Raw genomic sequence first — 14,570 nt, 5'->3', positions numbered from 1 at the left:
CCTCCTCATTTTTGCACACGTTCACATTTTACAGCGCATCAAAAATGATGCTATAGATGCTTAACTGAATTGCGAATGATCAGCTCCGTGCTGATCAGCGTCTGCCTGCCTTCTGCCTGCGGGTTTTCGATCAGTGACAACAGGCGTTCCGCACCAAGCATGCTGATTTTTTCCGTCGGCTTTTTTACCGTCGTCAATGACGGTGTCGTATACGCCGAAAATCCGCTATCGTCAAAGCCGATAATCGACATATCGTCAGGACAGCGTTTCCCGTTTGCATAAAGGGCATTCATCGCGCCGATCGCCATATCATCATTGGCGCAAAACAGGGCTGTCGGAGGGTTCTTCAGCTTAAGAAGCGTTTCAGCCGCGCGAAAACCGCTTTGCATCGTATAATCGCCCTGAACGAGGTATTCGCCGGGCATGTCAAGGTTTGCGTCGTGAAGCGCGCGAAGAAATCCTCCTTTCCTTTCTTGAGAGGATTTAAAACCTTCTTTCCCCTGCACCATGGCGATCCGTCTGTGACCGTTTTTGATCAAGTATGAAGCAGCGAGGAAAGCGCCCTCGTGTTCATTCGCCAAAATATTGACGACGGAGTGCCCTTCGATTTTTCTGTTCAGCACGACGACCGGAATATTCTGTTTGAGGACATGCTCAATAAAAGCCTGATCCTGTTCGCTTTGGCTGATTAAAATCATCCCGTCATAGCGGTTGCGGTGAATGGATGACAAATCATGATAATCGTCGATCCCTCTGACAACCATATTATAGTTTTCATCGATCACCTTGTTGACGCCGCGCAGGATGTCTGCAAAGAAACTTGAAGACGTCCCGTCTGTCAGGCTTGTTAAAAACAGGCCGATCGTAAAAGACTTTTGCGTGACAAGGCTTTTCGCATTAAAATTCGGTTTATAATTCATTTCGGCTGCGATGTCGAGTATTTTCTTTTTCGTGTTCTCTTTTATCAGCGGACTGTTGTTCAGCGCTCTGGATACTGTGGTGTGCGATACATTCGCCAGCCTGGCGATATCTTTAATCGTTACTGACATTGTTTTTTACCTGCCTTTTCCTGCTGTTGTTACCATCAGTTTACCATATCAAAAGCGCTTTTTAGAAAGTGAAATTCCGCTAGGATCTCGCTTCGATTTCCGCGATCATTTCGGCGTGCTTCTGATCTGTTAAACGGTACAGATAGCCGAGAACGAGAATGGCCGCCGTCCGCGCAGCTGCCGGATACAAAAGGAGAATCGCTTTAATGCCGAGCAGCGTCCCCGCTTTTTGGGTCGCATTCGGCACATAGCCGATGATGCTGAGACCGATCCCTGACAGGAAGCCGGAAAGCGACTGAGCCAGCTTTCTCGAAAAGTTAAACAGCGAATATACCGTTCCTTCTTTCCTTTCCCCTGTTCTCCACTCGCCGTAATCGATCGCATCTGATACGAATGCCCAGGTGATTCCGTTCGGAATGCTGATGCCGATGAAGGCGATGCTTGCAAGAATCGTAAAAACAAAGACATTGCCCGGTACAAAAAAATTAATCAGATCCGCACAGACGGAAACCGCGAGCCCCAAAATGGCGGTATGCTTTTTCCCGAACAACTTCACGAGCTTCGGCAGCATGATGACGCCGATAAAGGATGAGCCGATGATGATAAAATTCATGTAAGCCATCAGTTCGGCATTGCCGAGGTTATACTGCGCGAAGTAAATCAGCATCGCGGATTTAAGGTTATAGGCTGAAATCGTAAAAATGGTCATGAATATAAGCGTAAGGAGCGGTTTGTTCGTAAAAAACGTCTTTGATATTGCTTTGAATGTTACTTTTTCCTGTTTGTACTTCTCATCTTTTACGACAATCCGTTCCTGACAGTTCCTGTAGCAAATGTAGAAAAACAACACACCCAGAAAAGACATCAGTCCCATGACGACCGGATAAGCAACCGCAGGGTTGTCAAACCTGACAATCATCGGGATGACAACAATGCTCGTCACAAACAGAGCGCCCAGTGAGCCGGCCTGGCGAAAGGAAGCAAGCGAAGTCCGTTCCACCGAGTTTTGCGTCATGGCCGCCCCGAGCGAGCCGTATGGGATGTTGACAAAGGAATAGCCGAGACCCCAAAGCATGTATGACGCATAAGCGTATATGAGTTTGCCCGTCGGTGACAGATTCGGCGAGATGAAGGTCAATATCGTCAAAATCGCGAGCACAAAGCTTCCGTATAGCAGATACGGCCTGAATTTACCTTTCGGGCCGATATTCTTCCTGTAGTCGATCGATGTTCCCACAATCGGATCGACAAAAGCGGCAAAAAGTTTGCTCACAAGAAAAATGCCTCCGGCCGCCGCCGCCGGAATGCCGGCAACATCCGTGAAAAACTTCAGAAGATAGAGCTGTCCAAGGTCAAACATAAATCCGTTCCCAAAATCTCCAAAACCGTAAGAAACCTTTTCTTTTAAACTTAATTTCTCTTGAGTGACGGCGACTGTTTCGGTTTGTTTGTTCGTCGATATTTCCATGAAAAAGCAGCTCCTCTGCTAGCCATTTTGTGATTCTAAGCTTTCAAACGATCTTTCACTTCAAACTGGAAATAGTGTTTTGCATTTTCGTAGCAGATCCCTTTGACGATCCGGCCCAGCAGCTCGATATCATCCGGCGCTTCGCCGTTTTCAACCCATGTGCCGATGACATCGCAGAGCAGGCGCCTGAAATATTCGTGTCTTGTGTAGGAAAGAAAGCTGCGCGAATCAGTCAGCATACCGATAAAACGGCTCAATAGTCCGATGTTGGCGAGCGATTTCATTTGTTCGAGCATGCCATCTTTCGTATCGTTGAACCACCAGGCGGTACCGTGCTGGATTTTCCCCGGTATCCGGCCGTCCTGGAAGCTTCCGCAAAGGCTTGAAATCACGACGTTGTCTCGCGGATTTAAAGAATACAAGATCGTTTTTGGCAGCGCATCTTTTCGGTCAAGAGAATCGAGAAAGCCGCACAAAGGCTTTGCGATGTCCTGATCATTAATCGCATCATATCCCGTATCAGGCCCGAGCTTCCGGTACATTTTGCTGCTGTTGTTGCGGAGGGCGTTAATGTGGAGCTGCATCGCCCAGCCCTTCTCTGCATAGCATGTTCCCAAAAAGTTCAGGGTAAAGGATTTGAATTTGCACTCTTCCTCAGACGAAGCGCTTTCCCCGTTCATCACCTTTGCAAAAATTGGGCGAACTTCGCTTTCATCTGTTTCCGTGTACATCATTTGATTGATGGCATGATCCGATATCCGTCCGCCTGCTTCATGGAAAAAGTCAATTCTGTTTTTAAGCGCTTTCAAAAAATCGTCATAATTCTCTATCTTCATGCCACATGCTGTTTCAAGCTTGCTCACCCAGGCGGCAAAGCCTTCTTGATTGATTTCCAGCGCCTTGTCTGGCCTAAATCCGGGTAAAACGCTTACATGAAAGCCTTCATCTTTCAGCTTTACATGATACTCTAGACTGTCTGCCGGGTCATCTGTCGTGACAACCGTTTCAACGTTTGATTTTTCGATCAAGTCTCTGGCGCCGAATCCTTCTCCGGCCAGCTGTTCGTTAACCCGTTCCCAAATATGCGGCGCGCTCTTTTCATCAAGCCGTTCATCAATGCCGAAAAACCTCCTCAGCTCCAAATGGGTCCAATGATAGAGCGGGTTTCCAATCGTCATCGGAACCGTTCTTGCCCAGGCGCTGAACTTCTCTTCGTCTGACGCGTCTCCTGTAATAAACTCTTCGGATATTCCATTGGCCCTCATTGCTCTCCATTTGTAATGATCGCCGTACAGCCATACTTCGGTCAGATTTTTAAACGTTTTGTTTTCGTAAATCTCCTTCGGACTCAAGTGGCAGTGGTAGTCGATGATCGGCATCCCTTTTGCATACTGGTGGTACAACACTTTCGACGTTTCATTCGTTAAAAGAAAATCGTCATTCAAAAACGGCTTCACAGAATCTCCACCTTTCTTTTTTTAAAATGTTAACGTTAACATTTTCTTCTGCAACATAATGTGAACGTTAACATTCAATCTTATTTTATACTAACCGCGCCTTCTTTTCCATTATTTTCTCAATATAAAAGAAGCCTAAAGGCAACTGCCTTCGGCTTCTTCTTTTTCTTGCCGCTTATTTGGCGGCTTTAGGGTTTTTCTTAAATTCCATCGTGATTTCCGTCCCGCGGCCTGTCCGGCTGTCAACTGCGATGCAGCCGTCGTGGAGGTGGACAAGTTCCAAAGAAATGGCAAGGCCGAGACCGCTTCCTTCTGTCGCATCTTTTGTATGCGTTCCCCTGTAGTAGCGGTTAAATAAATTTGAGACGGTTTCAGAGTCCATGCCTCTTCCGTTGTCTTGAATTTTAAGAATGATATATTGCTTGGATTCTTCAAGGATCACCTTGATGTCAGTACCTTTTTTGTTATGTTTGACGGCGTTGGCGAGGAGGTTTTCCAAGACTCTTCTGAACCAGCCTCTGTCTATCGCAAACTCGGTATCTTCTTGCTTGTATTCAAAAGACACGTTGTATCCTTCCGAAAACGAATGGCGCTTAAACTCTTCGACGAAACTCTTTAAAAACGGCACAAGCTTCACTGTCTGGCGTTTAATCGGCAAGGCATCGTTTTTCAGCCTGTACGTCAAGTTCAAGTCTTCGATTAGCTGTGACATGTAATCCGACTTTTCTTTCATCGCCTGGCCGATTTCGCGGATTTCTTCTTTTGACCACTCATAGTTTGGAGACTCCAGCATCATGCTGTAGCCGTAAATTGTGCTGAGCGGCGTTTTTAAATCATGGGAGAGCCCTGCGATCCATTCCTCACGGGTCGTTTGGATTTTCTTGCGGTTTTGCTCGTCTTTTTTCAGCGTTTCTGTCAGCTGTTCCATCGATTCAAACACTTCTGTGAACAGCCGGTACGGCTGTTTTCGCTTTCCTTTTTTGTTCCGGCTTTGCGGGCGGCCTTTCCGGTTTCTCGGTTCTTCAAATCGCCCTTTTGAAAGGTTGACGATCCATTTAATCGTATGGATGATCGGCATGCCGAATCTGAAAGAATACCAGATCGTCATGGAAGACATCAATACGATCAGAACGCCGATCACGAGCAGAACGATTTTTAAAGCGAGTCCGATCATCGTCCTGTTGAACTCATGATCCGGATTATAAATCGGGTTCGGCGTAGCCGCGATCAGCCATTCTGTCGCGCTTAAGCGCCTGTATGAAAACTCGTGCTCGTAGTTCCATGGCTTTGATCCGTATTTTAAAAGCTCCAGCTCATTGATTCCCTGGCTGTAGTCTATGTCCTGATAGATCGAGTCCAACATTTTCCCTTTTTCGCTGAACAGATAGACGGACCCTTTGTTTTTCTTAATGAAATCAAGCGTGCTTTTTTTATAGGAAGAAAGGTCCGCCATATCCTTTTCTTCTTTATCCAAATAGGACAGGATCGTATCGCTTTTCGACTCCCAGCCGAATAAAATCACGTAGTCTTCATCATTGAAATTGGCAGACCAGAAGTTAACTTGATATTTTTTGATTCTTTTTTTGTCAAAAACGGATACCAGGTCTTCCCTGTGGTACTGCCTCTGAATTTCCGAAGGAAGACGGTAGGAATAAACGGTTTTCTCTTTGCCGTCTAATATTTGAAGCCAGCCTCCCTGTTTGTCGATAGCCGATTTCAAGATATCTTCAATCTGCCAATTGTTATTGTCATCTACGCTGACCCAGCTTTCAAACGTGTCTGATGTGGCTTTTGCCAAGCCTGTATCCGCTTCGCTCTCGCTTAACCGGAGAGCGAAAAAGATGAAGGATAGCAGCAGAGTGGCGAGGACAAGACCGAGAATCAGGAAAATCTGGCTGACAAAATGGAGAACGAGCTTACCCCTGAGCTTCATCCTTCGCTCTCTTTTCTTCCAGGATTGGGAACGAACTTATATCCAAGACCGCGAATCGTGACGATATATTCGGGGCTGCTCGGGTCTTTTTCGATTTTCTCCCTCAGCTTTCTGATATGTACCATGACGGTGTTGCTGTCTCCGTAAGATGGAACGCCCCACACTTTTTCATAAATTTGGTCCTTGGAAAGCACCCTGTTCGGATGATCGCAAAAATATTGCAGAAGCTGGAGCAGCTGCGCCGAGCAGCTGACCGTTTCTCCGTCCACGATCAGCTCCGCAAAGTCGGGATGAAATGTAAAGCGTTCATATTCGTAGGCTGAAGATATCGAAGCAGCTGCGACTTCCTTATGTATATACGTTCTTTTTAAATGCGCTTTAATCCTGGCAATTAGCTCCAGAGGATTAAAAGGTTTTGTAATATAATCATCAGCCCCGTAGGCAAAACCTGACAGTTTATCGAGATCGGATGTTTTCGCCGTCAAAAAGAAGATCGGGGCGTTGGTGTGCCGCCTGATTTCAGGAGATACATCAAATCCTGTCTGTCCCGGCATCATGACATCGAGAAGTATTAAGTGCACGGTGTCCTTTTTCACGATGTCGAGCGCTTCTTCTGCGCTGTTCGCGGTCAGAACTTCTGAAAATCCTTCCTTCGTGAGGACGCGCTTGACCATTTGAACAATGGCGTCTTCGTCATCCACAATCAAAATCGTCGCATTTTCCAAAATCCTTCTTTCCTTTCTGTCAATATCATGTTTTGATATCCTCATCTTACCATCTATTATATCTTTATCGGCACCCATTTTCTGATTTTAAAGTAAAAATAAACTTTTTTAGAAATGATTTTTTACTTTACGAAATCATGGAATAAAAAAACAGACATCTGTCCGATGTCTGTCATCCGGTTGCCAGCCTCTGATCCTCTTCTTTTTTCAATAGATCGTAAGTCAGGCACACCGGCTTTCCTGTGCGCGGGTCTAAAATAATTTCAGCATCAATCTGAAACACCTTTTTTAATACTTCTGATGTCATGACTTCATGAGGAGCGCCCTCTTTGACAATCGCACCGCTGTTCAGCGCCACCATATGATGGGCAAAGCGAGCGGCATGGTTGAGGTCGTGAATAACCATTAAAATCGTTCGGCCTTCTTCTTTGTTGAGCTTTTCCAGCAGTTGCAGAATTTCAAGCTGGTGCGCCAAGTCCAAATAGGTTGTCGGTTCGTCAAGCAGCAAGAGCTCCGTTTCCTGGGCAAGGGCCATCGCAATCCAGACGCGCTGGCGCTGTCCCCCAGAAAGGGCTTCAATCGGCCGGTCATAAAAAGGCAGCATTCCTGTCACTTCGAGAGACCATTCCACCATGCGGCGGTCATCGGCCGAGAGCCTGCCCATTCCCTTTTGATGAGGAAAACGGCCGTAAGAAACGAGCTCATATACGGTCAAACCGCCTGGCGCCTCAGGCGTCTGCGGAAGAATCGCCATCTGTTTGGCTATATCCTTCGTCGACATTTGGTGGATCGCTTTGCCGTTTAAATAAACGGCGCCTGTTCTCGAACGCTGTATGCGCGCCATCGTTTTTAATATCGTTGATTTGCCGCACCCGTTTGGACCGATCATGGTCGTTACTTTTCCTTTTGGTATGTGGAGGTTTAGGTTTTCGACAATCATCTGTTCGCCGTAGCCGATCCCCAGGTTGTTAGTTGAAAGAGACACCTTGCACCCTTCCCTTCTTTAATTTGTTTTCATAAGCAAATAGATAAAGTACGGCGCGCCTAAAGCGGCAATGACAAGCCCTACGGGAATTTCCGAAGGCGCCAGTATCATTCTTCCGATTAAGTCCGCCAGTAAAAAGAGCAATGCTCCGGTCAACGCGGAAGCCGGGATTAAAAGCTGGTGCTTCGGCCCGACAAGTCTTCTGGCAATATGCGGAGCCACAAGACCGAGAAACGTAATATTTCCTCCAGCCGCTACACACGCGCCGCTCAGCGCGGCTGCCGACAGAAGCAGTGTGCGCCGCTCCTTTTCAACTGCCGTTCCGAGCCCTGTTGCGAGCTGATCACCGAGATTCAGCACGTTTAAATAGCGCGCTTTATAGAGGATAAAAGGAATCAGCACGACGATCCATGGCAGCACGGCCGAGACAAAGCTCCAGTTTGAACTCCATATATTTCCTGACAGCCAAACAGCCGCCTGCATAAAGTCATTCGGGTCCATTTTAAGCTGCAGCATTAAGATGGCCGCCGAAAACGCCGCATTCACTCCGATGCCGACCAGAACGAGGCGAATGGGATTCAAGCCTTTTTTCCACGCCAGCAAATAGATGGAAACGACTGCAAAGCAGGCTCCCAAAAATGCGAAAATCGGCAGGGAAAAAACGAATCCTTTTTGCAGGTTGCCAACGTCGCCCTGAAAATAGAAGATGAACAGCACAACGGCAAAACCTGCTCCCGTATTGATGCCCAATATCCCCGGATCGGCCAGGTCATTCCGGGATATCCCCTGCCAGACGGCTCCGGAGACAGCAACTCCCGCACCGATCAGCATGGCGAGGACCATGCGCGGCAAACGGAATTCAAACAATACAAGTTCATCCTGCGGCGTTCCGTAGCCGAACAGTGTTTTCAATGTATCAAGCGGTGCGATGCGGATTTCTCCCATGTTCATGCTTAATAAAAACACGGCGGCCGTCAGCACGGCCATGACGAGCATCACCGCAGCCGCCCGTCTGTTGTTTTTCCTGAGCATTACAGTCCACTCCTTTCCCTGCGAGCCAGATAGAGAAAGAATGGTACGCCGACAAGCGCCGTTACTGCTCCGACAGGTGTTTCAAACGGCGGGTTGACCAGCCTTGCCGCAATATCCGCATAGATCAGAAGGACGGCGCCAAGCACAGCTGAGCATGGAATGATCCAGCGGTAATCAACCCCGACCAGAAAGCGGGTCATATGCGGAATGATCAATCCGATAAAACCGATCGCCCCGGCTACGGATACAGCGGCACCCGTCAGCAGAACAACCGACACGATTCCGATCGCTTTAACCGTCTTCGTATATTGACCGAGCCCTTTCGCCAGCTCCTCTCCCAGGCTTAGAACCGTAATGGAACGGGCGATGACAAAAACGACCGCCAAACCGAGTGCTGCCGCCGGAATCAACAACTGAATGCTGAGCCATTTCGTGCCGGCGACGCCTCCTGCATACCAAAAACTGACGTCGCGCGCCACATCAAAATGGATCGCGATGCTCGTAGAAAGAGCGCTCAGGAACGTGCCGACAGCCGTACCGGCCAAAGCCAGCTTTACAGGCGTAAGACCGCCTTTTGAAAACATTCCGATCGCAAAAACGAGCCCCGCTCCAAGACCGGCACCGGCAAATGACCAGATCATCAGCCCGACCGATGAGGTTCCTGGAAAAAAAGCAAATGCAATGGCAATTGCGAAAGCTGACCCGTGCGTGACGCTCATAATTTCCGGCGATGCGAGAGGGTTTCTCGTCATCCCCTGCATCACGGCCCCGGAAACCGCCAGGCAGGCGCCCACAAGAGCCGCACTTACCGTTCTTGGCAGTCTGAGCTCCTGAATAATTTGATGGGCCGTATTTTTCGCGTCAAAATGAAAAACGGCGTCCCAAACCGTTCCAAGCTTTATATCAGCCGCACCGAGCGCAATCGATAATGCGGCGCCAAAAAGCAGCAGCATGATTCCGCCGGCCAGGACAAAAACAGCGCCGAGCGGACGGCTGATCGGTTTCTGTTCTTCATCAGGGCCATCCGTGCTGTTGATATGATGTATGTTTTTGTGAGAGCTCACTCGATGCCATTCCTTTCGATCTTTTTAACCGATAACGATTATCATTTTCATGTATAGTATAACAGGCCTAAGCAAAAATTTTAATCAAAATTTTCGGCGGGAATCAAAAAGCCAGCCGATCTTCTGCTAAAAGACCCGGCTGGCAAAGAGCTTTATCACACTTGATTATTTTTGAACTTTTTGTAGACGAACGGGTAGATCGCAAGACCGACGAAAAACAGCCCGATTCCCAAGATAAAGGTGGTCAAGTCAGACGTGCCTGAAACGATGACCCATAAAGAGTACGCAAGAGCGGCCAAAGCGATAATGCCGTCCCCTGTTCTTGAGCCTTTCAGCTCGCCGTATGTCTCCCCTTTGAGGATAAGCTTCAAACTGAAAACAGCCGCTACGAGATAAGGCACAAGGTAAGCGAGCGTCGCCGACGTTGTTAAAAACGTAAAGGCCTCGCTGATCGTTCCCGAAATCGTTGAGAAAATAAAGATCTGCGACATCACGTTTGTGACGATCAATGAATTGACTGGGCTTCCCTTTTTGTTCGTTTTCGCAAAGAAAGCAGGAAAATCACCGGCCTTTGCCGCCTGATACGGAACCTCTGCGCCGATTAAAATCCAGCCGAGCATCGATCCGAACAAAGAAACGATTGCCAAGACCGCCATAATCACGCTGCCAAAGCTGCCGATGATCACGTGCAGTACATCAACGAACGGTTTATCTGATGCCTGGAGCTGATCGTGCGGGATGACGCCCATCGTAATTAAAGTGATAATCATATAAATGCCGAGCGCAATTAACAGTCCGGTAATCGTCGCGCGTTTCACAGCGCGCTGGGATGATGCGCGCCCTGATAAGATCACCGCGGACTCGATGCCGACAAACGCCCACAGCGTTGAAATCGCCGCATTGTGAACCTGTCCGCCCAGCCCTATGCTTTTGCCTTCTGATTCGATCGGAAAATAAAATGATTCGAATAATGCCGTTTGAAAAACGAATAAACCTGCAACAATAAACAGGACAAACCCAAGCACTTTGGAAAAAGTCGCTAAAAAGTTCAGCTTGCCTGCTCCATTTATGCTGGAGACTAAGATGAAATGCGTCCCCCATAACAAAATCGTACACACGATAAATGTCAAGATCTGTCCAAGTGTGACGGAGTGGCCGCCGAGTTCAACCAGCTCGCGTCCGTCAGTTAAGATCGGCAGGAAAGTCGTCATATAGCCTGCAAGGCTTGTAATGATGGCCACGTTGCTGATCCAGCTTGCCACCCAATATCCCCAAACCATTGTAAAACCTGCCGCATTCCCTTTTTTAGGGTCTGAGAATAAAGCTCTTGCATAGCTTTGCGGACCTGCTTTAAGATCCGGGCGGCGAATGGATAAATGACCGAATACAAGGGCGATCATCAGCACCCCCGCACCCGTCACCAGCCATGCCGCCGTTACGCCGAGCGGGCTTGCCGTCTGAGCGAGTGTGCTGGGGAGCATAAAAATCCCTGAGCCGACCATATTGCCGACAACAAAAGCCGTAAGAAGCCAGAAGCCCCATTTTTTTGTCTGTTCCATAAGATATAACCTCCGAGCATTTTATAAAAAATATGCCGGACCAGACCGTGAGATCATTCAAAATAAAAAAACATGAACAAAAGTCCATGCTTTGGTTAAACATACACTCTTGATCTCCGGATAGCCCTCCGCGGGAAAACCCGCGGCAGTCCTGCACTTATTCAATGCAGACCCAGCATAAAGAATGAATGGCTTCCTTATGCTTCGGCGCTGATGCCTTTTGCATATGATCATCGGCCCCATCAGCCTCACACATGCGACTCATCATCCGCGCAACCTCTACCTCACTAAGAGTTAAGAGTGAGGATTTATCACATATTCTGAAAAGAGGTTACCAGAGAAAATTTAATCTGTCAAAGGGAAGTGATGGAAAAAACGGACAGGTGCACCAAAAGGCCGCCTTTTTTGGCAGCCTTCTGCAGAATGGAAGACGGGCCCTTCCATCTGTTATTTATCGGTTATTTTTCTTTTTGTTGACCGCCTCTTGCAGAGGGTCTCCTTTCAGCGCTTGTCCTGCATCGTCAAGCGCCCCCCGAACAGCGTTTTGGTCCTTTTCCTTATTTCCTCTATCTTTATTGAAGAAAATACCCAAATGAATCACCTCTTTAAAAATGTGGTACAATTTTAATTTGGCTTATCATTTTAAAATTATGCAGAACCTTGAAAGGTGTTTTTTCACTGAAAACACCTTATTTTAGATGAAAACGTGCCGATCGCCTCAGGAAAATGCGATTTTTTAGCTGACAAGTTATCACCATCTGTCTTGAAGGCCGTCAGAACTCTTGATATAGTTTTCATTAGGAAATTGTTATAGGTCTTAAAGGAGAAGCGATATGACAGGAAAAACACACATCATGGGAGGGGTCGCTTCTTGTACGGCTGCTGCTTATTTTTATGGATATGATCCGGTGTTCATGACAGCTTCGGGCGTTATCGGAGCATTGATTCCGGATATTTGCCATACAAAAAGCAAGATAGGCAGAAGGCTTCCGATTTTATCAGCAGTGATCAGTTCTGTCTTCGGGCACAGGACGTTTACACACAGCCTGCTCTTTTTGCTGATCACGGCATTTGCGGCACATTTATATTTTACAGATCAGAGCATACTTGTCGGATTGATGGCCGGAATGGCGAGCCATCTGCTCCTTGATGCCGGGACTGTAAACGGCATCAAACTTTTCTTTCCGTCCGCCATTAAGGTTCGGCTGCCCCTTTATATTAAAACCGGCGGGAAGGCGGAACAAGGCGTTCTTGCTGTGCTTACTGTTGTTTCGTGCTATTTTATTGCGAACTTGATCGCCTGACGAAGGGGACGGTTTGACTGATTGCTATATTTTATCTTGGTGTTCTTTACCTGCGGGGATTATATGTGAGGAGCTATTTATATGAAAGAACAATTTTTTAAAAAGCAGTGGTTTTTATGCCTATCCATCTTTTTCATGTGGATGAAGACGTACTTCATCTACAAGCTGGGCTTTAATTTACAAATCGACAACGCACTTCAGGAACTGATCCTGTTTATCAACCCGCTTAGCTTTCTCATCCCTGTACTCGGCATCAGCCTCTTTTTTCGCGAAAAAACGCAGCGTCTCTATTTAATCGGGGCTAATGTCGTCCTGACGGGCATCTTGATTGCAAACAGCATTTTTTATGGTTTCTACATCGATTTCATCACCATTCCCGTCCTGTTCCAGGCAAAAAACCTCGGAGGGCTTGGAAGCAGTTTTCAGGAGCTGTTCAATCCGGTTTTCATCGCGCTTTTCCTGGACCTGGCTCTCATGGTCTGGCTGGCGAAAACGCGCGAAAGAACCGGCAAAAAGCTTTCCGCTAAAGCCGTTAAGATCTACTATGCGGCAGCCGCCGGAACGGTGCTGTTTAATCTCGCCCTGTCGGAGCTGGATCAGCCGAAGTTTTTAAGCTACTCCTACGACAGGGAAGTGCTTGTAAAAAATATCGGCTTATATCAGTTTCATCTGCTGGACGGCATTTCACAGACCTTTAATTTGACACAAAAAGCGGTCGCTGATGAAAACAGTCTGGCAACGATCGAAAACTACACAAATGCCGACTACAGCAAACCGAACCCAGATATGTTCGGGATTGCTGAAGGACGAAACGTCATCTTTGTAACGCTTGAATCCACCCAGACATTTGTCATCAATGAAGAGGTGAACGGCCAGGAGATCACGCCGTTCATGAACAAGTTCATTCAAAAAAGCTATTATTTCGACCATTTTTATCAGCAGACCGAACAGGGGAAAACGTCCGATTCTGAATTCATTGTCGCCAATTCGCTCTATCCGTCTCTGAGCGGTTCAGTGTTTTTTACGAAGAGCGAAAATGCGTACAATTCGATGTATAAAACATTGGCGAACCACGATTACAGAACATCGGTTTTCCATGCCAACCATAAAAAATTCTGGAACAGGGACGTCATGTACAAAGCCCTTGGCATCGACAGCTTTTATGACGTCTCCCATTTTCATGTGACACCTGAAAATTCAACGGGCTGGGGCCTGAAGGATAAGGAGTTTTTAACGCAATCGGCCGACTTGATGAAAGACTTGCCGCAGCCCTTCTACAGCAACCTGATCACATTGACGAACCATTTTCCGTTTCAAATTGATGATGAGGATAAGCTGATTGATGAGTACGATTCGGACAGTGAGATTTTAAACCGGTATGTCACGACTGTACGCTATGAAGACGAAGCATTGAAGCATTTCATCGCAAAACTGAAGAAAAACGGCCTATACGACAATTCTGTGATCGTCTTCATGGGAGATCACTACGGCATATCAGAAGCGCACAACGATGCGCTGGCTCAATTTTTGGGCAAAGATGAAATCACCCCTTACGATACCGTTCAGCTGCAGCGGGTACCGCTGATTATCCACATTCCGGGGGTAACGGACCAAGATCCGAAAACGATATCTGAAACAGGCGGCCAGATTGATGTCAAACCGACATTGCTCCATTTGCTCGGAATTGATACAAAAGGCATGATTCAGTTCGGCAATGACCTGTTTTCGAAAGAAAGAATGCCTTTCGCTGTGTTGAGAAACGGCAGCTTTATTACAGATGATTATATCTACACGAAAAATACGTGCTACAGCAAAAAAACCGGGGACATGATCAACGATGGAGAGGACAAATGCGGCCCTCTCATAGAGAAAGCGAATGAAGAGCTTTCCCTTTCCGATAAGATTATTAACGGTGATTTGCTGAGGTTTTATAAAAAATAATCCGTCCCCTTTAAGCCGGGGAGAATCCGGCTTAAAGGGGCTGTTTAAATTGA

At 47.2% G+C, this 14,570-nt stretch carries 12 protein-coding genes and 1 riboswitch; of the genes, 2 read left to right on the top strand and 10 right to left on the bottom strand.

Annotation, left to right across the window (positions count from 1 at the left end; genetic code table 11):
• Nucleotides 1-50: 50 nt before the first annotated feature.
• From BTA31_RS03180 to sspJ, 10 genes are all read right to left on the bottom strand, one after another.
• Nucleotides 51-1,049 (bottom strand): LacI family DNA-binding transcriptional regulator, encoded by a 999-nt coding sequence (locus tag BTA31_RS03180; protein ID WP_043927210.1) that lies wholly within the window; start codon nucleotides 1,047-1,049, stop codon nucleotides 51-53.
• A 79-nt stretch (nucleotides 1,050-1,128) separates the two neighbouring features.
• Nucleotides 1,129-2,517 (bottom strand): glycoside-pentoside-hexuronide (GPH):cation symporter, encoded by a 1,389-nt coding sequence (locus tag BTA31_RS03175; RefSeq protein ID WP_076788861.1) that lies wholly within the window; start codon nucleotides 2,515-2,517, stop codon nucleotides 1,129-1,131.
• 35 nt (nucleotides 2,518-2,552) lie between these two features.
• Nucleotides 2,553-3,974 carry a glucuronate isomerase gene (uxaC, locus tag BTA31_RS03170; RefSeq protein WP_043927212.1) on the bottom strand — a complete coding sequence of 474 codons (1,422 nt, stop codon included), beginning with the start codon at nucleotides 3,972-3,974 and terminating at the stop codon, nucleotides 2,553-2,555.
• A gap of 175 nt (nucleotides 3,975-4,149) precedes the next feature.
• Nucleotides 4,150-5,907 carry a sensor histidine kinase gene (locus BTA31_RS03165; RefSeq protein WP_043927213.1) on the bottom strand — a complete coding sequence of 586 codons (1,758 nt, stop codon included), beginning with the start codon at nucleotides 5,905-5,907 and terminating at the stop codon, nucleotides 4,150-4,152.
• The gene (locus BTA31_RS03160) at nucleotides 5,904-6,632 is read right to left on the bottom strand and encodes a response regulator transcription factor (protein ID WP_043927247.1); all 729 of its coding nucleotides are present in this window, start codon (nucleotides 6,630-6,632) and stop codon (nucleotides 5,904-5,906) included. The genes BTA31_RS03165 and BTA31_RS03160 overlap by 4 nt, the downstream gene beginning before the upstream one ends.
• Nucleotides 6,633-6,804: 172 nt before the next feature.
• On the bottom strand, nucleotides 6,805-7,572 hold the full coding sequence (locus tag BTA31_RS03155) for an ABC transporter ATP-binding protein (protein WP_043927248.1): 768 nt from the start codon (nucleotides 7,570-7,572) through the stop codon (nucleotides 6,805-6,807).
• Between the two features lie 63 nt (nucleotides 7,573-7,635).
• Nucleotides 7,636-8,649, bottom strand: a complete 1,014-nt coding sequence (locus tag BTA31_RS03150; protein WP_043927214.1) for a FecCD family ABC transporter permease — start codon at nucleotides 8,647-8,649, stop codon at nucleotides 7,636-7,638.
• A complete protein-coding gene (locus BTA31_RS03145; protein ID WP_076788860.1) occupies nucleotides 8,649-9,713 on the bottom strand; it encodes a FecCD family ABC transporter permease in 1,065 nt (354 codons plus the stop codon). The genes BTA31_RS03150 and BTA31_RS03145 overlap by 1 nt, the downstream gene beginning before the upstream one ends.
• Nucleotides 9,714-9,868: 155 nt before the next feature.
• Nucleotides 9,869-11,272, bottom strand: a complete 1,404-nt coding sequence (locus BTA31_RS03140; RefSeq protein ID WP_076788859.1) for an amino acid permease — start codon at nucleotides 11,270-11,272, stop codon at nucleotides 9,869-9,871.
• A 113-nt stretch (nucleotides 11,273-11,385) separates the two neighbouring features.
• Nucleotides 11,386-11,562, bottom strand: a riboswitch (Lysine riboswitch).
• A 161-nt stretch (nucleotides 11,563-11,723) separates the two neighbouring features.
• Nucleotides 11,724-11,864, bottom strand: coding sequence for a small acid-soluble spore protein SspJ (gene sspJ / locus BTA31_RS03135; RefSeq protein WP_043927217.1), 141 nt, complete (start codon nucleotides 11,862-11,864; stop codon nucleotides 11,724-11,726).
• Nucleotides 11,865-12,105: 241 nt separating this feature from the next.
• On the opposite strand from sspJ, the gene BTA31_RS03130 reads away from it, so the two are divergent.
• Together BTA31_RS03130 and BTA31_RS03125 are read left to right on the top strand one after the other, a co-directional pair.
• Nucleotides 12,106-12,576, top strand: coding sequence for a metal-dependent hydrolase (locus BTA31_RS03130; RefSeq protein ID WP_043927218.1), 471 nt, complete (start codon nucleotides 12,106-12,108; stop codon nucleotides 12,574-12,576).
• An 81-nt stretch (nucleotides 12,577-12,657) separates the two neighbouring features.
• Nucleotides 12,658-14,517 carry an LTA synthase family protein gene (locus BTA31_RS03125; RefSeq protein ID WP_076788858.1) on the top strand — a complete coding sequence of 620 codons (1,860 nt, stop codon included), beginning with the start codon at nucleotides 12,658-12,660 and terminating at the stop codon, nucleotides 14,515-14,517.
• Nucleotides 14,518-14,570: the final 53 nt, after the last annotated feature.

Source organism: Bacillus haynesii (genome assembly GCF_001969855.1).
Taxonomy (GTDB): domain Bacteria; phylum Bacillota; class Bacilli; order Bacillales; family Bacillaceae; genus Bacillus; species Bacillus haynesii.
This window is presented reverse-complemented; position numbering and strand designations above follow the sequence as displayed.

What these genes read in the sequence shown, in the direction of transcription:
- BTA31_RS03175 (WP_076788861.1), bottom strand. Translation starts at nt 2,517, where the DNA reads ATGGAAATATCGACGAACAAACAAACCGAAACAGTCGCCGTCACTCAA.
- BTA31_RS03150 (WP_043927214.1), bottom strand. Translation starts at nt 8,649, where the DNA reads ATGCTCAGGAAAAACAACAGACGGGCGGCTGCGGTGATGCTCGTCATG.
- BTA31_RS03155 (WP_043927248.1), bottom strand. Translation starts at nt 7,572, where the DNA reads ATGATTGTCGAAAACCTAAACCTCCACATACCAAAAGGAAAAGTAACG.
- BTA31_RS03130 (WP_043927218.1), top strand. Translation starts at nt 12,106, where the DNA reads ATGACAGGAAAAACACACATCATGGGAGGGGTCGCTTCTTGTACGGCT.
- BTA31_RS03165 (WP_043927213.1), bottom strand. Translation starts at nt 5,907, where the DNA reads ATGAAGCTCAGGGGTAAGCTCGTTCTCCATTTTGTCAGCCAGATTTTC.
- BTA31_RS03140 (WP_076788859.1), bottom strand. Translation starts at nt 11,272, where the DNA reads ATGGAACAGACAAAAAAATGGGGCTTCTGGCTTCTTACGGCTTTTGTT.
- BTA31_RS03180 (WP_043927210.1), bottom strand. Translation starts at nt 1,049, where the DNA reads ATGTCAGTAACGATTAAAGATATCGCCAGGCTGGCGAATGTATCGCAC.
- BTA31_RS03125 (WP_076788858.1), top strand. Translation starts at nt 12,658, where the DNA reads ATGAAAGAACAATTTTTTAAAAAGCAGTGGTTTTTATGCCTATCCATC.